Origin of the sequence: Jiella avicenniae (assembly GCF_021390325.1) — a bacterium.
In the GTDB taxonomy this organism is placed as follows: domain Bacteria; phylum Pseudomonadota; class Alphaproteobacteria; order Rhizobiales; family Rhizobiaceae; genus Jiella; species Jiella avicenniae.
The window spans coordinates 93,192-114,886 of sequence record NZ_JAJUWU010000003.1 but is presented as its reverse complement, the minus strand read 5'-3'; the positions used below and the strand labels follow the sequence as shown (position 1 = coordinate 114,886).

The window sequence follows — 21,695 nt, the reverse complement described above, 5'->3', positions numbered from 1 at the left end:
CGACATCGCCACAGCCCGGACACGAGCGCAAGGCCGCAGCCACGGGCGAATGCTGCGCCGGTGATTCGATTGACTTCGGGCCTGCCATGGTCGATCTGCGGAAAGGACGCACCGTTGGAGGACATGAATGCCTGAAATGATCGAAGTTCACGGCCTGAAGGTCGCAGACGTTCTGAAGCGCTTCGTCGACGAGGAGGCGCTGCCCGGCACGGGGATCGAGGCGGAAGCCTTCTGGTCGTCCTTTTCGGAGATCCTGAATTCGCTCGCGCCGAAGAATCGCGCTCTGCTGGCCGAACGCGAGACGCTGCAGGGTGCCATCGACGAATGGCATCGCGAGCGACGCGGCAAGTCGATCGACATGAAGGAATACCAGGCCTTCCTTCGCGAGATCGGCTATCTCGTTCCGGAAGGGCCGGAGTTCAGGATCGAAACCGCCAATGTCGATCCGGAGATCGCCCTGATCCCCGGTCCGCAGCTCGTCGTCCCGCTGATGAACGCCCGCTATACGCTGAACGCGGCGAATGCGCGCTGGGGCTCGCTCTACGATGCGCTCTACGGCACCGACGCCATGGGCGATGCGCCCGAGGGCAAGGGCTACGATCGGGCCCGCGGGGCCCGCGTCGTCTCATGGGCGAAGAGCTTCCTCGACGGTCTCGCGCCGCTCGACCGCATCTCCCACATCGACGTCGAGGCCTATTCCGTCGACGGCGAGACGCTGCTCGCGACCTATGCCGGCGGCAAGAAGGCGCGGCTGAAGAACCCGCTCGCCTTTGCCGGCTATCGCGGCGATCCGGCCTCGCCCTCGGCCGTCCTGTTCAAGCACAACGGCCTGCATGCCGAGGTCTCGATCGATCCCGAGCACCGGATCGGCAAGAACGACCGGTCGAACGTTGCCGACGTCCTGTTGGAATCGGCCGTCACGGCGATCTGCGACTGCGAGGATTCGATCGCCGCCGTCGATGCCGAGGACAAGACCGCGGTCTACCGGAACTGGCTCGGCCTGATGAAGGGCGACCTTTCGGAAGAATTCGAGAAGGGCGGCCAGACCGTCACCCGCCGTCTCGATCCCGATCGCGACTATCTCGGCGCCAACGCCACGCCCTTCACCCTGCCGGGCCGCTCGCTGCTCCTGATCCGCAACGTCGGTCACCTGATGACCAATCCGGCGATCCTCCTGGCCGACGGCGCCGAGGTGCCCGAGGGCATCATGGATGCGATGATCACCTCGATGATCGCCATTCACGACCTGAAGAAGACCGGCGGCATCCGCAATTCCCGCGCCCGCTCCGTCTACATCGTCAAGCCGAAGATGCACGGGCCGGACGAGGTCGCCTTCGCCTCGGAGATCTTCACCCTGGTGGAGGATGCGCTCGGCCTCGACCGCTATACGCTGAAGATGGGCATCATGGACGAGGAGCGCCGCACGACGGTCAACCTCAAGGAATGCATCCGCGCGGCGAAGCATCGCGTGTTCTTCATCAACACCGGCTTCCTCGACCGCACCGGCGACGAGATCCACACCTCGATGGAAGCCGGGCCGATGGTCCGCAAGACCGTGATGAAGGACCGCACCTGGATCGGCGCCTACGAGGACTGGAACGTCGACGTCGGGCTCGCCTGCGGCTTCCGGGGCAAGGCGCAGATCGGCAAGGGCATGTGGGCGGCGCCGGCGAAGATGCACGACATGCTGGCCCAGAAGGTCGGCCATCCGCAGGCCGGCGCCAACTGCGCCTGGGTGCCGAGCCCGACGGCCGCGACGCTGCACGCCACCCACTACCACCGCGTCGACGTGCTCGCCTGGCAGGAGGCGATCGCGGCGAAGGGGCGGCGGGCGCTGCTCGCCGACATCCTGACCATCCCGCTCGCCAACCGCGCCAACTGGCCGGAGGAGCAGGTCAAGGCCGAGATCCGCAACAACGCGCAAGGCATTCTCGGCTACGTCGTGCGGTGGATCGACCAGGGCATCGGCTGCTCGACGGTGCCCGACATCAACGACGTCGGATTGATGGAAGACCGCGCCACCTGCCGGATATCCTCCCAGCATCTCGCCAACTGGCTGCATCACGGCGTCGTCTCGAAAGACGAGGTGATGGAGGCGATGAAGGAGATGGCGGCCAAGGTCGACGCGCAGAACGCCGGCGACCCGAACTACGAGACCATGGCCGGCCGGTTCGACGATTCCATCGCCTTCCAGGCGGCCTGCGATCTCGTCTTCGAGGGACGGGTGCAACCCTCGGGATACACCGAGCCCATCCTTCACCGGCGCCGGCTCGAGAAGAAGGCGCGCTGAGGGGGGCTTCGGCTTCCGCAGGAGCGTCCGAAGAAGCATCGATCACGAGCAGCCAGTCCCGGTCGAGCGGGACTGGCTGCTCGTTTCGATTCCGACAGAATCTCGTTTTGACTACAATTGCTTGCTTAAATAGTTGCAATCATATTCTACCGTTTTCGTCATGTTTCGGACCGAGAAATCGTGTGTCAATTCGACGCATTGCGATGCAGTTCTGCTCGAAAAATTATGCAAACCACACGAATCGGATGTATGATTTACACAGTACTCGTCACCGCGAAATCGTTTCTCGTGACGCCGCGTCGCTGCCGGAAAAAGACTGAAAGTTGGTAGATGCCGAAAATCACCACAAGCAATCCGCTGGGTTTCCTACTTGTCGACGTGGCACGTCTGTTTCGTCAGGATTTCGAACGTGCGGTTGTCGAAGCGGGCCTCTCGCTGACCCCGGGTGAAATCCGCGCACTCCTCTACGTGTGGCGTTTCGAGGGATCGCGGCAGGCGGTTCTGGCCGAGCGCATGGGCGTCGAGCCGATGACCATGTCGGCCTATCTCGACAGGCTCGAAAATCGCGGCCTGATCGAACGCAGCGTGGACAAGAACGACCGTCGCGCGAAGGTGGTGAGCACCACCCAGGCGGCAGCGGAAATCTTCGAGGAGATCCGGCCGATCTCCGGCGCCATGTACGACCGGCTGACCGCCGGATTCACCGACGAGGAGCGCGAAACCGTTTCCCATCTACTCACCAGGATCCGGCAGAACCTGACGATCGACCCGCAGATCCTCGCCGACGATCCCACCGTCGTCGCCAATCGCGAGGGCCGGGCGGCGGAATGGATCTACCGCACCGCCTGAGGCGACCGACTGCGGCGACGGTTCGTCGTTTTCGCACCGTTTCGCTTTCCGTCGGCGGAAGAAGTTTATAAGGACGGGTGAGCAACCTCGTCCGGACGGATTTCCCATTGGCTCCCCCCGCTTCATCGGCTGCCCGCATGTCCGAGGGCCGCACCTCGCTCATCGGCGGTTGCCTCGTCGCCATCGGCCCGATCTCCCTGGCGCTCTACACACCGGCGATGCCGACGCTCGTCGCCGAATTCGCGACGACCGATGGTCTCGTGAAGCTCTCGCTGGCGCTCTACTTCGCCGGCTTCGCCTTCACCCAGCTGATTTGCGGACCGTTTTCGGACGCCTTCGGGCGGCGGGTCACGACGATCGCCTTCATGGTGATCTATCTCCTCGGCTCGCTGCTCGCCGTCTTCGCACCAACGATATCCGTGCTGATCGCGGCGCGGCTCCTCCAGGGGATCGGCGCGTCGGTCGGCGTCGCCACGGCCCGGGCGATCGTCCGCGACCAGTTCACCGGCGAGACCTCGTCGCGGATCATGAACACCATCGGCATCATCCTGGCGCTCGGCCCGGCCGTCTCACCGACCATCGGCGGGCTGATGCTGGACGTCGCCGGCTGGCACTCGCTGTTTCTTTTGATGGCCGGTTTCGGGCTCGCGGTGATCGGCGTCACCGTCGGCTTCATGCGCGAGACGATCGTGCCGGACCCCTCGCGCATTCGCCCGAAGGCCATCCTGTCCGCCTATGGCGAGCTGACGACGAACCGGCACTTTCTGGCCACCAGTCTCACCGTCGCGGGATCGGTCGGGGCGCTCTACACGCTCGCGACGGTGTTGCCCTTCGTGCTCATCGACGTCGCGGGATTGACCCCGACGCAATACGGCATCGGCATGCTGGCCCAGTCGGGCAGCTTCTTCGCCGGCTCGGTGGCGGCGCGGTTCCTGATGGGCCGCTTCGGCGCCTATCGGCTCGTCCCGTTCGGCCTCGGGCTGATCGGCATCGGGGCGGCGGCCATGATGGTGTCGATCGCCGTCTTCGAGGTCAGCTACGTCTCGGTCATGCTGCCCGTCGCCTTCTACGCCTTCGGCATCGCGCTGGTGATGCCGGCGATGACCACGGCCTCGCTCGCCCCGTTCCCGCACATGGCCGGGGCGGCTTCGGCGATGATGGGCTTCATCCAGATGGGCTCCGGCCTCCTCGGCGGGACGATCTGCGCGCTGATCGGCGAGCCGGTGCTGGCGACGCAGATCGTCATCCCCGGCCTCGGCTTCCTCGCCATCGCCGCCTATCTCGTCTATCGCAACAACCCCCATCTCGCCGAGCCCGAACCTCTGCCGGAGATCCCGGCGCCGCCGATGCCCCGCGAGGGCCGGGGAAGGGGCTCGGAAGAGGAGGCGCTACGGTGAGCGGGACACGGGTCGCGCTTTCGCTCGACTGCCGCTAAGCTCGCCTCCGGTAGAGCCGCTTCGGGGCCACGGAACCGTCGATGGGGAGTTGAATGGTGTCAGCGCCGGATCGCCTGAGGGTCGCAGTCCTCTACGGAGGAAGATCGCCCGAGCACGAGGTTTCGCTCCGTTCGGCCGCCAACGTACTCGCCGCCCTCGACCCGGCGAAATACGAAGCCGTTCCCGTCTTCGTCGGCCGCGACGGTCGCTGGATGCTGGCCGAGACCGCGACTGGAAATCCCGGGACGCCCGCGTCGGGTGCGGAACTCTGCCTCCTCCCGGGCGGACGCGGACGGTGCGTGGCGCTTTCGGCCGGCGGCGAGGCGAGGCCGCTGCCCGATCTCGACGTGGTCTTTCCCGTGCTCCACGGCCTTCCCGGAGAAGACGGCGCGGTGCAGGGTCTCTGCGAGGTGGCGATGGTGCCGCTCGCCGGCTGCGGCATCCTCGGCTCGGCGACGGCCCTCGACAAGGACGTCGCCAAGCGGCTGCTGCGCGAAGCCGGCATCCCGGTCGCCCGGTCGGTGACCGTCGAGGCCGGATCACCTCCCCACTTTTCCGAACTGGAGGCGGCGCTCGGCCTGCCGATCTTCGTCAAGCCGGCGCGGCAGGGCTCGTCCGTCGGCGTGCGCAAGGTCAATGCCAGCCAGGAATATGCCGGCGCGCTGGCGGAGGGCTTTCGCTACGACCGCAAGCTGCTCGCCGAGGAATTCGTCGCCGGCCGGGAGATCGAGCTCGCCGTCCTGGAAGACGCCGACGGCAGCCTCTTCGTTTCGCGGCCCGGCGAGATCGTGCCGGCGGAAAGCCACGGCTTCTACAGCTACGAGGCCAAGTATCTCGACGAGGACGGCGCGCTCCTGAACGTTCCGGCCGATCTGCCGGACGACGTCGAGGCAAGGCTGAAGGATCTCGCGGCGCGGGCATTCCGCGCGCTCGGCTGCGACGGGATGGCGCGGGTCGACTTCTTCGTCACCGCCGACATGCAAATGCTCGTCAACGAGCTCAACACAATCCCCGGCTTTACCGACATCAGCATGTATTCCAAGGTGATGGCGGCGAGCGGCGTGCCCTATGCCGAGGTCATCGATCGGCTGATCGTCCATGGGATGAAGCGGGCCGAGGCGGCTTTCGGATTTTGATCGACGGCCGGGGGGCATGATCGGGCCGGTTCCGTCCAGCGTCCGTTGGAGGCCTGCGTTTGCCGAAGCCGCAGCGGCGGCGGTGCGCAAAGGGCCTCGGTGCGATCGTCGGTCTCCACTGCGTGAGCCTGTCCGAGTTCTTCGACAGGCCAGACGATTCGCACGGCGCTCGAGAACGCTCGACTGTGGACCGTCAGGATGATTCGTTCCCGATTCCACACGGATCCTGCGAGACGATGACAGGCGAGACGGCGTTGCGACCCGTGGGGCGATCGAGCCGTCGCTTGCGACCGGAGCGCGCGGCGCCGGCGTCCGGTGGAAATGCAATCGGCGAGGAAGCGCGACGTCTTCCTGTTGATCGACAACGCTTAAAGCGCTTTATGGCTGAAGGATTTCCACGGGCATACATGCAGCCGGTGGGCAATCGAGGGTGTGGCAATCGGATGAAGAAGCGGAAGCAGCAGGTGGCGGCGTTGCCTTACAGGATCGATCCGCACGGCAAGCTGAAGCTTCTTCTCGTCACGTCCCGCGACACCGGCCGATGGGTGTTGCCGAAGGGCTGGCCGATGAAAGGCCGCCGTCCCCACGAGGCCGCGCGGATAGAGGCCTTCGAGGAAGCCGGCATCGACGGCAAGGTGAGCAAGAAGGCCGTCGGCAAATACGACTACCACAAGGATGGTGAAATCCCCTGCCGTGTGCAGGTCTATCCGCTTCGCGTGGCCGCCCTGCGCGACGAATGGCCGGAGATGGGGCAGCGTCGACGCGAGTGGCACGGTCCAGCCGAGGCGGCGGACCTGGTCGAGGAGCGCGATCTGAAGGCTCTGCTGCGGTCGTTTTCAGCGGTCTTCGAACTGTCGTCGCAAGACGGAAGCTGAGCCGGGGCGGTCCGGGCGGCGTCCGTGCCGCCGCCCGGATCGCCACCGACGCCCGGCTTATGCCGCTATGGCCATGGCCGATGCAGCTTCCAGCACGAACCGTCCCGTCGGCGCGATGATGCCGTCGGCGCCGTCGAGAGCCGCCTCGACGAGTTCGAGCGCCAGGAGCCGCCGCGGCTCGAACGGGCCGGGCATCGACAGCGACCCGGTCTTGGCCGCGGAGAAGCCGAAGCGGCCATAGTATTCCGGATCGCCGACGAGGAGGATCGCGGCGTGGCCGAGCCGTGCGGCTTCGGCGATGGCGTGGCGCATGATCAGGCCGCCGAGGCCGGTGCCCTGGCTCTCCGGGGAGACGGCGAGGGGGCCGAGGAGCAGTGCCGGGACGTTGGCGCCATCCTTCGTGCCGGCCGTGACGTTCCACAGCCTGACCGTGCCGACGAGCGAGCCGTCCGGGCGAACGGCCGAAAAGGCGAGACCGTTCGCCGGCAGCCGGCCGGCGCGGATCTGTTCGGAGGACTTCTTCGTGCGCCCCGGCCCCATGGCGGCGTCGAGCAGGGCTTCGCGGGCGGGGACATGGCCGGACTCCTCGCCGACGATGGCGGCGAAGGGGACGGCGTCGGCAAAGGCGGATGCGGAGACGAATGCGGTCACGAAAACCTCCCGGGAACGGAAAAGGAGGTTGAAGAGATGCGTGCCGTTTGCGGCGCGCGGGCGAAAAGCCCGGCGCCGCGCCCCATGAAGCCTATCGCTTCGTGATGCGTTCTGCGCCGGACCGGAAGGGCGGTCTTCGCCCTTCCCATCGTCGGAGATTGCGGCGTTCGGTCACGGCGGCCATCAGATCACGTAAGCCTTGAGCGGCTCGAAGCCGTTGAAGGCGACCGAGGCATAGGTGGTCGTGTAGGCGCCGGTTCCCTCGATCAGCAGCTCGTCGCCGACGGTCAGCGAGACCGGCAGCGGGTAGGGCGTCTTCTCGTACATCACGTCGGCCGAATCGCAGGTCGGGCCGGCGAGGACGCAGGGCTCCATCGCGTCGCCGTCGCGCGGCGTCACGATCGGGTAGCGGATCGCCTCGTCCATCGTCTCGGCGAGACCGCCGAACTTGCCGATGTCGAGGAAGACCCAGCGGTTCTCGTCCGTCGCCGACTTCTTCGAGACCAGGACGACCTCGGTCTTGATGACGCCGGCGTCGCCGACCATGCCGCGGCCGGGCTCGATGATCGTCTCGGGCAGCCGGTTGCCGAAATGCTTGGTCAGGCTCTGGAAGATCGCCTGGCCGTAGGCCGAAGACGCCGGTACGTCCTTCAGGTAGCGGGTCGGGAAACCGCCGCCCATGTTGACGAGGGTGAGCACGATGCCCTTCTCGGCCAAGGCGTCGAAGACGAACTTGGCGTCGGCGATCGCCGAATCCCAGGCGTTGGTGTCGGTCTGCTGCGAGCCGACGTGGAAGGAGACGCCGGTCGCCTTCAGGCCGAGCCGGTTGGCCGTCACGAGGACGTCGACGGCCATTGCCGGCACACATCCGAACTTGCGCGACAGCGGCCACTCGGCGCCTTCGCCATTGGTCAGGACGCGGCAGAAGACGCGCGCGCCGGGCGCCGAACGGGCGATCTTCTCGACCTCCTCGACGCAATCGACCGCGAAGAGCGAAACGCCGAGGTCATGGGCCCTGGCGACGTCGCGCTCCTTCTTGATGGTGTTGCCGTAGGAGATGCGGGCAGGCGTCACGCCGGCGTCGAGCGCCATCTCGATCTCGGCGACCGAGGCGCAATCGAAATTCGAGCCGAGCGAGGCGAGGAGCTTCAGGATCTCCGGCGCCGGGTTGGCCTTCACCGCATAGAAGATCGCAGAATCCGGCAGAGCGCGGCGAAAGGCGCGGAAGTTCTCCTCGACGACGTCGAGGTCGACGACGAGGCAGGGGCCCTCCGGACGTCGGGTGGCGAGGAAATCGGTGATGCGCTGGGTGACCATGGGTGCCTCCGAGGGACCAGAAGGGGTCGACAGGGAGCGTACGTCACCGCTCGCCCGATCGGCACAACGCCTGACGGGAGTCACGGTTTCGCGACGCGACTTGGTCGGAAACCCGCGCAGCAACGCGAGCATTCCGCTTTCGTCTGCCATGGTTTGGAGGGCTTGAACCCGCCGCACTTCAGGCAAGGATGGTGTGCCTCTTCAGTATTCCCGGCTGTGGAGACCGGGAGAGACCAGAAAGGCCCGGACCGTCGTTGCTTCAAGGCGTCCTCGATATCGCGCGGCTCGCGAAATCGACTGGGTGTGTTACGTCCAGGTACCGTCACGGCTACCCTCGCATCTGAGGACCGTGGGACGCCCACAGGCACGTGCGACATGGGGCAACCGGCGATGTATGCCGAGTTTTCGTCATACGCAAGGGCCGGGAGGGCCCAAGGTTGATTTTTTGCCGCCGGCGTTGAAGGAAGGGACGAGGTTGCGGATTTGCGGCCACTTTCTCAAGCTTGGAGCAAGCTCGGGCCATGGACACGCTGACTCGGATGCGGGCTTTTCTCGCCGTCGTCGAAAACGAGGGCTTCTCGTCCGCCGCCCGGAAGACGGGCCGATCGAAGGCGCTTCTGTCGAAATACGTCCGCGAACTCGAGGACGAACTCGGCGTCCTCTTGATCAATCGGACCACCCGGCAGATCGCCCTGACCGCCGCGGGCGAAGTCTACGTCCGCCGGGCCGGGACGATTCTCGGCGATCTCGAAAGTCTGAACGAGGAGGCCCGCGAGGCGACGGGCGAGGCGAAGGGCCGCATCCGCGTCTCCGCCGCCCGCACCTTCGGCGATGCCGAACTCGGCCACTGCCTCGTCGATTTCGCCAAGGCCTTTCCCGACATCAGCCTCGACATCCATCTCGACGACAGCTTCGTCAATCTGGTCGAGGAGGGTTTCGACGTCGCCATCCGAATGACCAGGCTGAACGATTCGGCGATGATCGCCCGCCGGCTCGCCTCCCTCGACTTCGTCATCGTCGCGAGCCCCGATCTGGTCGCGCGGCTCGGCAAGCCCGGCCATCCGAGCGAATTCGTCGACTATCCGGCCGTGGTCGATTCCAATTCGCGCATGTTCTCCAACTGGATGTTCCGCGATCCGGCGACGCAGGAGCAGATCTCCGTCGCCGTCTCCGGCCAGTTCACCGCCAACAGTCCCGTCACAGTGCGTGCGGCCGCGCTCGCCGGGCTCGGCTTCGCGCTCAGCCCGTCCTTCGTCGTCCGCGCCGATCTCGAAGCGGGCCGGCTCGTCACCGTCCTCGACGACTACATGTCGAGCGAAGCGGGGATCTACGCGGTCTTTCCCCATCGCCGGCATCTGCCGGCGCGGGTCCGCGTCTTCGTCGACTTCCTGGCCGAGTGGTTCAAGAAGTGCAGCCGGCGGGCGGGCGAATCGGTTCACACCCCCGGCAATTCCGAGGCCGCACAGGCCGACCGGGTGGCGTGACGTCGTCCTGAAGACGCGCCGCAGGCCGGAAGAAAAGTCGCGACGGGGGCGTTTCAAATCCCTCCGGGCGTGCGAAACTCTCCCGGGGCGTGAAGTTCAGGAGAGAGACCGTGATCGTCTCGCCCATGCCTCATGCGCGGTGCCTCCCGCTCGCCGCCGTTCTTTGCGTCACCCTGACCATGGCCTGGCCCCCCGCGTCGGCATTCGCCGAGACGCTGAAGTCCGGCCGGTTCACCGGCGCCAGCGGCCATGACGTGTCGGGTGCCGTAACCATCGAAAGCGGCGAGGGCGGAGCCGTTCTGCGCTTCGGTCCCGACTTTTCCTTCGACGGCGCGCCGGACCCGAAGGTCGCCTTCGGCCATGACGGCTACGACCCGGCGACCCTGATCGGCCCGCTGAAGGCGGCGAGCGGCGCCCAGTCCTACGCCGTGCCGGCCGGCCTCGATCCCGCCGGCTACGACGAGGTGTGGATCTGGTGCGAGGAGTTCGCCGTCCCGCTCGGCATGGCGAAGATCGAGTAGGGCATCCGCGAACCGTCGAGGGTCCGGCGCTTGCGCAGCGGTCGAGATCTCGCCGGGTCTCGACCGGGAAGGGCGCTCCATGCCTCGAGCATCGGGCGTCACCCGACCGCATCACGCGCCGATCAAAAGCCGTCGAGGGCGTTTCCGGCGATTGTACGGATGGCGAAAGCATGGCCCAATCCGGGCTCCGACGTGCCCTTAACGGGGCGTTCAGATTCCCCGTGCCACGGTCTCGCCATGCGCCACTCTCTCGCCGCCGCCTTCGTCGCCATCGCCCTTGCGGCCTCGTCTGCCGCGCCCGCCTTCGCCAGGGGCGGGCCGCAGGAGACCGTTCTCGATGCCGCCGGCGACCCCGGCACGATCGTCATCAAGACCTCGGAGCGCAAGCTCTATCTCCTGACCGGCAACGGCCGCGCGCTGCGCTACGACATCGCCGTCGGCAAGCCGAGCGAACAGTGGTTCGGCAGGAGCTGGGTGTCGATGAAGCGGCCGCGGCCGACCTGGACGCCGACGCCGGACATGCGGGCGAAGAAGCCCAGCCTGCCGCAGTCCGTCGGCCCCGGCCCGAACAACCCGCTCGGCGAGCGGGCGATGAATCTCGGCTGGACGACCTACCGCATCCACGGCACCAATTCGCCCCGCTCGATCGGCAGCGCCGCCTCCGCCGGCTGCTTCCGCATGCGCAACGCCGACGTGAAGGACCTCTACGAGCGTGTCCATGTCGGCGCCCAGGTGATCGTCGAGCGCTGAGAGAACGGCCTGCCCGGCCGGCCCCTCCAAACTTCGGCCATTGTTTTCCGCTCTTCCGTCCTTTCGGGGAAGAAGGGGAATCGGCCTTGGCAAATCGCCTGCTCGGTCCGTCGATCGTTCTCGGCCTGATGTCGATCGCGACGTCGGCCGCGGCCCATCCGCATGTCTTCGTCGAGCCGCATGTCGAGATCGTCGGCAATGCCGCGGGCCAGATGACGGCGGTGCGCAACGTCTGGCGGATGGACGAGCTGTTTTCTTCCTCCGTCGTCGTCGATTTCGACAAGAACGCCAACGGGACGCTCGATCCGGACGAGCTCGACGCCGTTGGCGAGACCGTGCGCACCTCGATCGCCGAGTGGAATTTCTATACCTTCGTCGAGTTGAACGGGCAGGACGTCAAGCTCGTCGCTCCGCAGAAGATGCACACGCTCTTCGAGAACGGGCAGCTCATCTTCTTTTTCGAGATGCCGCTGAAGGATCCGATCGACCTCGCCACCCAGACGGCCAAGGTGTCGAACTTCGACGACAGCTTCTTCGTCGCCTTCGATTTCACCAGCGCCGACGACTTCCAGCTGATCGATCTGCCCACCGCCTGCAGCAAGAAGCTCGACGTCCCGGACGAGGACGAGGCGGCCAAGAACTGGATGAACACCATCGCCGGCCTCGGCACGGACGAGGCGGTGCCGCAGGAGCAGGCGAACGTCTATGCCGACATCCTGGCGACCCGGCTGGAGGTCTCATGCTGATGCGGGTGTCGCGGTCGCCGTGCCTCGATCGCGCGGCCGTGCCGGCCCGTGCCGTGCTGCTTCTGGCCGTGTGCCTCGCGGCCGTTCTCGCCGCCGAACCGGCCCTGGCGCGCTCCTCGATCGGCATCGGCACGTCGGACCCGGTCACCGCCCCCGGCAACGGCGTCTTCTCGGCGCTGTTCATCGAGATATCCGCCCGCCAGCGCGAATTCTTCTCGGCGCTTCGCGAAGCGCTGATCGGGCTGAAACGCGGTGACGGAGCGCTCGTCTTCCTGGCCGGGCTGTCCTTCGCCTACGGCATCTTCCACGCCGCCGGGCCGGGCCACGGCAAGGCGGTGATCTCTTCCTACATGCTGGCGAGCCGGGCCGAGCTGCGGCGCGGCATCGGGCTCGCCTTCGCCTCCTCGCTGCTCCAGGCCCTCAGTGCGATCCTCGTCGTCGCCGCCGGCTGGTATCTCCTGCGCGGCACCGGCATCTCGATGACCGACGCCACCGACTGGCTGGAAATCGCCTCCTACGCCATGGTGACGCTGTTCGGCCTCTATCTCCTCGCCCGCGCTGCAGCGAGACTCGGGCGCCGCTGGAAACTGACGGAGCGGATGCCGCGGCTGCGCTCCGGCGTCTTCGCGCCGCGGGCGGGCGGGGCAGGCGGGGCGTTGGCCTTCGCCTCGCCGGCCGAGGTGCGGGCGCCGACGATGCGCACCGCCGAGGCGCTGCCGGCCGGCGTCGTCTGCGCCGAGACCGCAGACGACTGCGACTGTGGCCGGCCGCATATCGCAGCACCCGAGAGGCTGCGCGAACCCCTGACGCTGAAGACCGCCGCCGCCCTGATCGCCTCGGTCGGCCTGCGGCCCTGCGCCGGCGCGATCGTCGTCCTGACCTTTGCGCTGCTCAACCAGCTCTATTTCGGCGGTCTCGTCTCGGTCCTTGCGATGTCGCTCGGGACGGCGATCACCGTCTCGGCCCTCGCGAGCCTCGCCGTCCTCACCCGCGGCGCCGTCGAGCGGGCCGGGCGCCACGCGCGCCGCGCCGCGCTCGTCGGGCTCACGCTCGAAATCGTCGGGGCGGTCCTGCTGACGCTCATCGGCATCGGGCTCCTCGGCGGTGCGCTGACGACCCTCTGAGCGTACCGGGCTTGCAGCAACGACGGCGTCTCACCGGTCGGATGGATCGGTCGTTTCAGCCGCGACGATCGCGATGGGCCCGGCAGGCCGCGCCGAAGGCTTCGAAGATCGCGGCGGACGGCGCATCGCTCTCCGCCCAGAACTCCGGATGCCATTGGACGCCGAGCGCGAAGGCCCGGGCATCCGCCACCGAGACCGCCTCGACCGTGCCGTCCGGGGCGCTCGCCTCCACCCTCAGCCCGTCGCCCAGCCGGTCGATCGCCTGGCGATGCAGCGAATTGACGCGGATCGGCCCGGGCCCGACGATCCCGGCGAGCAGTCCGCCTTCGGCGATCGTCACCGCGTGACGCGTCGCATAGCGCTCGCGCTGGTCCTCGTGGGTGATGGCGCGGTGGTCCATCCGCCCTTCGAACTCCTGGATCTCCGTCGCCAACGTCCCGCCGAAGGCGACGTTGAGCTCCTGATGGCCCCGGCAGATGGCGAGCAGTGGCAATCCGCGATCGAGACTCTCGGCGATCAGCCGGTCGGTCAGATCGTCGCGGTCGATATCGAAGGGCTCGTAGGAGGGGCTCGGCTCCATCCCGTAGCGCTCGGGATGGACGTTGGAGGCGGACCCCGTGGTCAGGACGCCGTCGACGCGGTCGAGAATTGCCGCGACGTCGAATTCTCCGGTCATCGCCGGAACGATCACCGGCACGACGCCGGCGACCCGGGCGAGCGCCTTGAGATAGGTGTCCGGGCTGGCGTGCCAGCGGTAATTCTGGAAATCGCGGACGTCGGCGGGCACGGCGACGAGGGGCGGCAGAGAGGTGGACATGGCAGGCCTTCCGGATGTCGTCCTGCGACATAGTCCGTTCGCCCTGCGGTGCAAAGGGAGGGGTGATCCGCGCGGCAATCGGCTCGAGGCGGTCCACTCGCGCGGAGGGGCCGCTCAAATACTCGCCCCGATTGCCGGATGCCGGCTTTTCATCGGCAGCCCGGAAAGTTAAACACGAAGCGTGGCGGCGATCGCGGCCGCAGTGTTCCGGCTGAGGAGAGGCCGGGGAACCGTCAGTTGGGAGGAGTTCTATCTTGGATCGTCGTACATTCATCACCAAGGCGGGCATCGGCGCCGGCGCTGCCGCCGCGTCCACGCTGGCCGCGCCCGCCATCGCCCAGGAGAACGAGAAGATCTCCTGGCGCATGACCTCGTCCTTCCCGAAGTCGCTCGACACGATCTATGGCGGCGGCGAGACGATCGCCAAATACGTGCGCGAGGCGACCGACGGCAATTTCGACATTCAGGTCTTCGCCGCCGGCGAGATCGTGCCCGGCCTGCAGGCGGCCGATGCCGTCTCTTCCGGAACGGTCGAGATGTGCCACACCGTCCCGTACTACTACGTCGGCAAGGACGTCACCTATGCCATGGGAGCGGCGATTCCCTTCGGTCTCAACGCCCGCCAGACCAATGCCTGGCACTATTACGGCGGCGGCATCGACCTGATGAACAAGTTCTATGCCACGCAGGGCTTCGTCGGCTTCCCCGCGGGCAATACCGGCGTCCAGATGGGCGGCTGGTATCGCAAGGAGATCAACACGCTCGACGATCTGAAGGGGCTGAAGCTGCGCATCGCCGGGCTGGCCGGCCAGATCATGTCGAAGCTCGGCGTCGTTCCGCAGCAGATCGCCGGCGGCGACATCTATCCCTCGCTCGAAAAGGGCGTGATCGACGGCGCCGAGTGGGTCGGCCCCTATGACGACGAGAAGCTCGGCTTCGTCAAGGTGGCGCCCTTCTACTACTATCCCGGCTGGTGGGAAGGCGGCCCGACCGTCGCGACCTTCATCAACAAGGAGAAGTACGACGGCCTGTCGCCGAAGTATCAGTCGCTGCTGCGGACGGCCGCCCAGGCGGCCAACAACGACATGCTCGCCTCCTACGACTACAAGAACCCGCAGGCAATCCGCCGGCTGGTCGATCAGGGCGCACAGCTCCGGGCCTTCAGTCAGGAGATCATGCAGGCCTCCTACGACGCGGCCAAGGAGGTCTATGCCGACGTCTCCTCGAAGAACGCCTCGTTCAAGGAGATCTACGACAACCAGCTGGCCTTCAAGAAGGACGCCTATCTCTGGGCGCAGCTCTCGGAATACACCTTCGACACCTTCATGATGATCCAGCAGCGCAACGGCACGCTCTGATCGCCTGAGGATACGGTGCGGCTTGCAAGGAGCCGCACCACCCCGCTTCTCCCGCCCGACGGGAGATTTTCCGCGAGCGTCGGCCTTCTTCCACCGGCCGGAAATCGCTTGGCACTGTCGTTCCCGCCGCCCGGCGGCAGGCTTGCGTTTTGATCCGCCAGGCTTATGGTCGCGCCCGACGGCAGGCGAGCGACGGCCCATCGGCGGCGCTCACGGGGCGCGGAGCGACCCTTTCCATCTCTTCCGGGAAAATGCCTCGTCGCGGCCGGCTTTGCCAGGACGGCTTCGCGTTTCGTCGAACAGTGTGCCGCCCCACCGGGCGGCTTCGTGCGTTGTAAAAAGGTTGAACTCATGGACAGACGCAAATTCATCCGCGGCGTCGCCACCGGCGCTGCCGGCTTCGGCGCGGCCTCGAGCCTTGCGGCGCCGGCCCTCGCTCAGAGCAATCCGAAGCTTCAGTGGCGCTGCGTCTCGTCCTTCCCGAACTCGCTGCCGGCGCTGTTCGGTGCCTCGGAATACATTTCCAACTACGTGAAGGAGATGACCGACGGCGCCTTCACGATCCAACCCTTCGCGGCCGGCGAGATCGTCCCCGGCGGCCAGGTGCTCGACGCGGTGCAGAGCGGCACGGTCGAGATGGGGCATACGGCGTCCTACTACTATGTCGGCAAGGATCCGGCCTTCGCGTTCGGCACGACGGTTCCCTTCATGCTCAACGCCCGCCAGCAGAACGCCTGGTTCTATCGGGGCGGCGGCAACGAGCTGCTCGACGCGTTCTTCGAAAAGCACGGCGTCTTCGCCCGGCCGGCCGGCAACACCGGCGCCCAGATGGGCGGCTGGTACCGCAACGAGATCAATTCCCTCGCCGACATGAAGGGGCTGAAGATGCGCATCGCCGGCCTGGCGGGGCAGGTGATGGCGAAGCTCGGCGTCGTGCCGCAGCAGATCCCGGCCGGCGACATCTATGCCGCGCTGGAAAAGGGCACGCTCGACGCCGTCGAGTTCGTCGGCCCCTTTGACGACGAGAAGCTCGGCTTCGTGAAGGTGGCGCCCTATTACTATTATCCCGCCTGGTGGGAGGGCGGCGCCGCCACCCATGCGATGATCACCCTCGACAGGTGGAACGAGCTGCCGAAGCCCTATCAGGCGGTGGTCAAGGCGGCCTGCGAGGCGGCGAACGGCCATATGCTCGCCACCTACGATTGGGAAAACCCCAAGGCGATCAAGAGCCTCGTCGGCAAGGGCGCGCAGCTCCGCCCCTTCAGCCAGGAGATCATGCAGGCGAGCTTCAGGGCCAGCCAGGAGGTCATGAAGGACATCGCCGGGAAGAACGCGACCTTCAAGACGCTCTACGACAGCCAGACGGCGTTCCGCGGCGAGAGCTTCCTGTGGGAGCAGCTCGCCGAATACAACTTCGACACCTTCATGATGATCCAGCAGCGCAGCGGGGCGATCTGAGGGTTTGGAGTTGCGTTCCTGCCTGGACGCGGTGCGCGCTCATCTGGGGGGAGGCCCGCTTCAGGGACGATCGTTTCGGCAAGGCGCCGGCAGGGACGGGGCAGGTCCGTACCGGATTTGTCGGCAACGCCAACTCGTTGAGCTTCGGCGTTGACGGAAGGGCCACGTCAATCGACGCTTCGTCATTCTCGGGCCCCGTCCCGAGAATCCAGAGGCCGCCTCCTCAACGTTGTTGGTCTGGACGTCACGCAGCTGAAACGACGGGCGCGTTGTGTCCCCTGGATTCTCGGGACGGGGCCCGAGAATGACGACGCCTTGAGGCTGGCGGCTTCTCGTCAATCCGCCAGCGGATGGAAACACGCTGCCCGATGCGCACCGCCGCGATCCCTGGGTTCCAGCGGCGGCATCGCCTCGCGGCAGTCGGCTTCGGCCCGCGGGCAGCGGGGGGCGAAGGGGCAGCCGGGCGGTGGGTCGTAGGGGTCCGGCAGCTCGCCGCTGTCGCCGGAGGTGGCCTGCCGCTTGCGGTTCGGCACGGGGGCGGAGCGGATGAGAAGGTCCGTATAGGGATGGAGCGGGGCGCGGAACAGATCGCGGGCCGGGGCGGTTTCGACGATCTCGCCGAAATACATCACCGCCACCCGCGTCGCGACGCTCTCGACCACCGCGAGGTCGTGGCTGATGAAGACGTAGGTGAGGCCCCGGTCGCGCTTCAGCCGGTCGAGAAGATTGAGCACCTGCGCCTGTACCGAGACGTCGAGGGCCGAGACCGGCTCGTCGAGGACGACGACGTCCGGCTCGGCCGCGAGCGCCCGGGCGATGCCGATCCGCTGGGCCTGGCCGCCGGAAAATTCGTGCGGATAGCGATCGAGGAATTCCGGCCGCAGGTTCACGTCCTCGATCAGCGTCTCCAGCCGCGCCTTTCGCTGGTCTTTGCCGAGGCCGAGGAGGTGGCGCATCGGCGCTTCGAGGATGGCGCGGATGGTCTGGCGCGGATTGAGCGAGGAGACCGGGTCCTGGAAGACGTATTGGACGCGTCTGGCGAGGGCTTGCGTGCCGGAGGCCGACAGGTCCTCGCCGTCGAGGCGGATGGCGCCGCGCGTCGGCCTGTCGAGGCCGACCAGCATGCGGGCGAGGGTGGATTTGCCGCAGCCGGATTCCCCGACGATGCCGAGCGTCTCGCCCTTCGTCAGATCGAGGGAGACGCCGCGCACGGCGGTGAGCTGCGGCTTCTTCGTGCCGAAGATCGTCCGTCCGCCGCCGAAGCTGCGGGCGAGATCGCGGATTTCCATGAGCGGACCGGTCTCGCTCATGGCGATACCTCGCGGCCGCTCGGACGGCCAGAACCGGCCCCGTCCGGAATTGGACCGCCCGCCAGCGCTTCGCCCGGGGCGAGCGGATGGAGGCAGCGCGCTGCGAGGCTGCCGCGCTCGTCCTCCAGCCCGATCTCGCCCTTGCGGCAGTCGGCCTCGACGCGCGGACAGCGATCGGCGAAGGCGCAGCCGGGCGGCAGGCGATTTGCCGCCGGAGGCCGGCCCGGCACGGCGTCGAGGCGGCGCTCCGGCTCGCCCATGACGGGCACGCAGTCGATCAGCATGCGGGTATAGGGATGGGCGGGGTCGGTCAGGATCTCGTCCGTCGCGCCGGTCTCGACGATGCGGCCGGCATACATCACCGCCACCCGGTCGGCGATCTCGGAGACCACGCCGAAGTCGTGGGTGATGAAGAGGACGGCAGTGTCGCGCTCGCGGCGGAGCGTGTCGAGGAGCCGCAGGACCTCGGCCTGGACCGTCACGTCGAGGGCGGTGGTCGGCTCGTCGGCGATGATCAGTTCCGGATCGTTGGCGAGCGCCATGGCGATCGAGACGCGCTGGCGCAGCCCTCCGGAGAGCTCATGCGGCAGGGCCTTCATCCGCTGGGCGGCATTGGGAATGCGGACGAGATCGAGAAGCTCGCGCGCCTTCGTTTCGGCCGCCCGCTTGAACAGCGGCTGATGGGCGCGGATCGCCTCGACGATCTGGTCGCCGACGGAGAAGAGGGGGTGAAGCGTCGCCAGCGGATCCTGGAAGACATGGCTGACGGCGCCGCCGCGCAGCGCGCGGATGCGCTTGTCCGGCGCGTCGGCGAGGTCTTCGCCCTTGAAGCCGACGCGCCCGCCGGCGATCACGCCCGGCGGGGAGGGAACCAGTCCCATCAGGCTCATCGCCGTCACCGACTTGCCGGACCCGGATTCGCCGACGAGACCGAGGCATTCGCCGGGCCGGATGGTGAGATCGACGCCGTTGGACGCGTGGTAGACCTCCGAGCCCATGTGGAACTCGGTTTCGAGTCCACGGACGGCGAGGACGGGGGTAGCGGTCTGGCTTGAGGTGTTGGTGCCTGGCAACCCCCCTCTGCCCTGCCGGGCATCTCCCCCACAAGGGGGGAGATCAGCTGCCGCCGACGTCCCCGACCCATCGATCTCCCCCCTTGCGGGGGAGTTGCCGGCAGGCAGAGGGGGGTGAACGCCGCCGCCAGCATCGGCCGGCAGATCCGCGCCTTCGACATCTTCCCCCGGCATCCTCCGCCCTTTCGCCACCTTCGTGCGGAACGAGGGCCGCGCCAGCGCGCCTGACCGCAGTCGGGGATCCAGCGCGTCGCGGATGCCGTCGCCGAGGAGGTTGATGCTCATGACGATGAGGAAGATCATCAGCCCGGGCACCAGCGAGATCGTCGGCGCGGTGAACATCACCTTGCGGCCGTCGCCGAGCATCGAGCCGAGATCGGCCTGGGGCGGCTGGGCGCCGAGGCCGAGGAAGGAGAGGCCCGCCGTCTCGAGGATCATCCAGCCGACGGTGGTCGACAGGGTGATGACGATGGTCGGCAGGACGTTGGGCAGCATGTCGGACCACAGGATCGTCAGCGGGCCCTTGCCGGAGAGGCGGGCGGCGTCGACGAATTCCCGGCGCGCGAGGCCGACGGTGATGCCGCGGATGTTACGGGCGAAGAACGGCACGTTGACGATGGCGATGGCGTAGAGCGCGTTGACGAGGCCGGGCCCGAGGATCGCGACGATGGCGAGGGCGAGCAGGATGTAGGGAAAGGCCATCATCAGGTCGATCAGCCGCATCAGGATCTGGTCGCTGCGCCCGCCGGCATAGCCGGCGACGAGGCCGATGGCCGAGCCGAAGAGGGCCGCGATCAGCGAGGCCGAGAAGCCGACGACGAGCGAGACCCGCGTGCCCCAGACGAGGCGCGAGAGCATGTCGCGGCCGAGCGCGTCGGTGCCGAGGAGGTGGCCCTCGGAGAGCAGCGGTGCGAGGCGGTTCGCCGGATCGGTGGCGTTGGGATCGGCGAGCGGCAGGATCGGCGCGGCGACGGCTGCGAGGACGATCAGGCCGAGGACGGCGAGACCCGCCGCCGCGAGCCGGTTGTTGAGGATCAGCGCGAAGGTCGAGGGCCGCTCGCGGCGCTCTTTGCCCGATGTCCCGGCGCCCGTGTCCGAGGTCGTCGCGGCGCCGCTCATTTCAGCCTCGGATCGAGCAGGGTCTGGCAGACGTCGGCGAGGAGGTTGAAGAGGACGTAGGAGGCCGCGACGACGAGGACGCCGCCCTGGACGAGCAGGATGTCGCGCTGGGAGATGGCGTTGACCAGCATCGCCCCGATGCCCGGCCACTGGAATACGGTCTCGACATAGACCGCGCCGCCGAGGACGAAGCCGGCCTGGATCCCGATCACCGGGATCACCGAGACCAGCGCCGCCATGAAGGCATGGCGGAAGATCACCCGGCGCTCGGTGAGACCCTTGGCGCGCGCGGTGCGGATGTAATCCTGGCGCAGCACTTCGAGCATCGCCGTGCGGGTGAGGCGGGCGATGACGCCGGTGGCGACGAGCGCCAGCGTGATCGCTGGCAGGACGAGGTGGTGGAGAATGTCGAGCGGCCCGCCGCCGCCGTAGATCGCCACCATGCCGCTCGCCGGAAAGAGCTTGATCTTCACCGCGAAGAACAGGATCAGCAGGAGCCCCAGCCAGAAGGACGGCACCGAGATGCCGACGAGGACGGCCAGCGTGATCGCCTTGTCGGCGAAGCCGAACTGGCGCACCGCCGAGACGATGCCGGCGAGAAGGCCGAAGACGGTGGCGAGCAGCAGCGAGGCGCCGGCGAGGAGCAGCGTCGCCGAGAACCGCTCCAGCACGATGTCGATCACCGGCCGGTTGAGCGCGTAGGAACGGCCGAAATCGCCGCTGAGGACGCCGGAGATCCAGGCGAGATATTGCTGCGGCAGGCTCTTGTCCAAGCCGAGCGAGGCGTTGAGCCGCGCGACGTTCTCCGGCGTCGCATAGGAGCCGAGGATCGCGGTCGCCGGGTCGCCGGGAATGAGCGCGATCATCAGGAAGACGATGATCGAGAGGCCGAACAGGACTGGGATGGCGGCGAGGAGGCGTTTGGCGATGGTGGCGGTCATGGGTGGGGCCGCCGATGGAGATGGCACGCCGGCCCGACCGCGGCGTCATCCTCGGGCTTGTCCCGAGGATCTGCGGAGGGTGCCGCTACAGAAGCGTTGGCGAATGGCCGAATGCCGGCAACGCCTCTGTTTCGTCCACGGCGGTAGATCCTCGGGACAAGCCCGAGGATGACGGCGCGTTTGGGGGGCGAGGTCGCCTGATCGTAGGGAGCGATGCAATGGTCGTGGGAGGACCGATATGACTTCGACTGGTTTACCGCCGCGCTGCATCGCGCAGGGGTGCTCCCGGTCGCATCTGCAGCCCCACCCCCGGCGTCATCCTCGGGCTTGTCCCGAGGATCTACCGACGGTGCGGCACCATAAGCGTCGGCGGATGAGTGCTTACCGTGACCGCTTCCGTCGCAGAGGCGGCCGGAGATCCTCGGGACAAGCCCGAGGAT

At 67.3% G+C, this 21,695-nt stretch carries 18 protein-coding genes; 12 read left to right on the top strand and 6 right to left on the bottom strand.

The window, feature by feature from the left end:
• The first annotated feature begins 127 nt into the window (after positions 1–127).
• The 5 genes from LZD57_RS02870 to LZD57_RS02850 all read left to right on the top strand — a co-directional run bounded on the left by LZD57_RS02870 (position 128) and on the right by LZD57_RS02850 (position 6,586).
• A complete protein-coding gene (locus LZD57_RS02870; protein ID WP_233717617.1) occupies positions 128–2,290 on the top strand; it encodes a malate synthase G in 2,163 nt (720 codons plus the stop codon).
• A gap of 330 nt (positions 2,291–2,620) precedes the next feature.
• Complete coding sequence (locus tag LZD57_RS02865) at positions 2,621–3,139, top strand: MarR family winged helix-turn-helix transcriptional regulator (protein WP_233717616.1); 519 nt, start codon at positions 2,621–2,623, stop codon at positions 3,137–3,139.
• A 137-nt stretch (positions 3,140–3,276) separates the two neighbouring features.
• Entirely contained in the window at positions 3,277–4,536 is a 1,260-nt protein-coding gene (locus tag LZD57_RS02860) for a multidrug effflux MFS transporter (protein WP_233717615.1), read from the top strand.
• A gap of 92 nt (positions 4,537–4,628) precedes the next feature.
• Positions 4,629–5,711: a D-alanine--D-alanine ligase family protein gene (locus LZD57_RS02855; RefSeq protein ID WP_233717614.1), complete on the top strand. Its 1,083-nt coding sequence runs from the start codon at positions 4,629–4,631 to the stop codon at positions 5,709–5,711.
• Between the two features lie 407 nt (positions 5,712–6,118).
• A complete protein-coding gene (locus tag LZD57_RS02850; protein WP_233717613.1) occupies positions 6,119–6,586 on the top strand; it encodes an NUDIX hydrolase in 468 nt (155 codons plus the stop codon).
• 57 nt (positions 6,587–6,643) lie between these two features.
• Here the strand turns inward: LZD57_RS02850 and LZD57_RS02845 are convergent, their stop codons facing one another.
• The gene (locus tag LZD57_RS02845; RefSeq protein ID WP_420844728.1) at positions 6,644–7,237 is read right to left on the bottom strand and encodes a GNAT family N-acetyltransferase; all 594 of its coding nucleotides are present in this window, start codon (positions 7,235–7,237) and stop codon (positions 6,644–6,646) included.
• Between the two features lie 183 nt (positions 7,238–7,420).
• On the bottom strand, positions 7,421–8,554 hold the full coding sequence (gene odc2 / locus LZD57_RS02840) for an ornithine/lysine decarboxylase (RefSeq protein ID WP_233717612.1): 1,134 nt from the start codon (positions 8,552–8,554) through the stop codon (positions 7,421–7,423).
• 521 nt (positions 8,555–9,075) lie between these two features.
• On the opposite strand from odc2, the gene LZD57_RS02835 reads away from it, so the two are divergent.
• The 5 genes from LZD57_RS02835 (at position 9,076) to LZD57_RS02815 (ending at position 13,179) form a co-directional block, all read left to right on the top strand.
• Positions 9,076–10,038: a LysR family transcriptional regulator gene (locus LZD57_RS02835; RefSeq protein WP_233717611.1), complete on the top strand. Its 963-nt coding sequence runs from the start codon at positions 9,076–9,078 to the stop codon at positions 10,036–10,038.
• A 110-nt stretch (positions 10,039–10,148) separates the two neighbouring features.
• Complete coding sequence (locus tag LZD57_RS02830; protein ID WP_233717610.1) at positions 10,149–10,559, top strand: DM13 domain-containing protein; 411 nt, start codon at positions 10,149–10,151, stop codon at positions 10,557–10,559.
• A 237-nt stretch (positions 10,560–10,796) separates the two neighbouring features.
• Positions 10,797–11,309, top strand: coding sequence for a L,D-transpeptidase (locus tag LZD57_RS02825; RefSeq protein WP_233717609.1), 513 nt, complete (start codon positions 10,797–10,799; stop codon positions 11,307–11,309).
• A gap of 86 nt (positions 11,310–11,395) precedes the next feature.
• The gene (locus LZD57_RS02820) at positions 11,396–12,055 is read left to right on the top strand and encodes a DUF1007 family protein (RefSeq protein WP_233717608.1); all 660 of its coding nucleotides are present in this window, start codon (positions 11,396–11,398) and stop codon (positions 12,053–12,055) included.
• Positions 12,049–13,179: a nickel/cobalt transporter gene (locus tag LZD57_RS02815; RefSeq protein ID WP_233717607.1), complete on the top strand. Its 1,131-nt coding sequence runs from the start codon at positions 12,049–12,051 to the stop codon at positions 13,177–13,179. Before LZD57_RS02820 ends, LZD57_RS02815 begins: the two co-directional genes overlap by 7 nt.
• 55 nt (positions 13,180–13,234) lie before the next feature.
• Here the strand turns inward: LZD57_RS02815 and LZD57_RS02810 are convergent, their stop codons facing one another.
• Positions 13,235–13,996: a gamma-glutamyl-gamma-aminobutyrate hydrolase family protein gene (locus LZD57_RS02810; RefSeq protein WP_233717606.1), complete on the bottom strand. Its 762-nt coding sequence runs from the start codon at positions 13,994–13,996 to the stop codon at positions 13,235–13,237.
• Positions 13,997–14,250: 254 nt separating this feature from the next.
• Between LZD57_RS02810 and LZD57_RS02805 the strand changes: the two genes are divergently transcribed.
• Positions 14,251–15,354, top strand: a complete 1,104-nt coding sequence (locus LZD57_RS02805; RefSeq protein WP_233717605.1) for a TRAP transporter substrate-binding protein — start codon at positions 14,251–14,253, stop codon at positions 15,352–15,354.
• Between the two features lie 351 nt (positions 15,355–15,705).
• Positions 15,706–16,812, top strand: a complete 1,107-nt coding sequence (locus LZD57_RS02800; protein ID WP_233717604.1) for a TRAP transporter substrate-binding protein — start codon at positions 15,706–15,708, stop codon at positions 16,810–16,812.
• A gap of 335 nt (positions 16,813–17,147) precedes the next feature.
• Here LZD57_RS02800 and LZD57_RS02795 read toward each other — a convergent pair whose 3' ends face one another.
• Genes LZD57_RS02795 through LZD57_RS02785 form a run of 3 tightly spaced genes read right to left on the bottom strand, consistent with a single transcriptional unit; the run spans position 17,148 to position 21,255 of the window.
• Positions 17,148–18,122, bottom strand: coding sequence for an ABC transporter ATP-binding protein (locus LZD57_RS02795; protein WP_233717603.1), 975 nt, complete (start codon positions 18,120–18,122; stop codon positions 17,148–17,150).
• Positions 18,119–20,314 (bottom strand): dipeptide/oligopeptide/nickel ABC transporter permease/ATP-binding protein, encoded by a 2,196-nt coding sequence (locus tag LZD57_RS02790; RefSeq protein ID WP_233717602.1) that lies wholly within the window; start codon positions 20,312–20,314, stop codon positions 18,119–18,121. The genes LZD57_RS02795 and LZD57_RS02790 overlap by 4 nt, the downstream gene beginning before the upstream one ends.
• The gene (locus tag LZD57_RS02785) at positions 20,311–21,255 is read right to left on the bottom strand and encodes an ABC transporter permease (protein WP_233717601.1); all 945 of its coding nucleotides are present in this window, start codon (positions 21,253–21,255) and stop codon (positions 20,311–20,313) included. The genes LZD57_RS02790 and LZD57_RS02785 overlap by 4 nt, the downstream gene beginning before the upstream one ends.
• Positions 21,256–21,695: the final 440 nt, after the last annotated feature.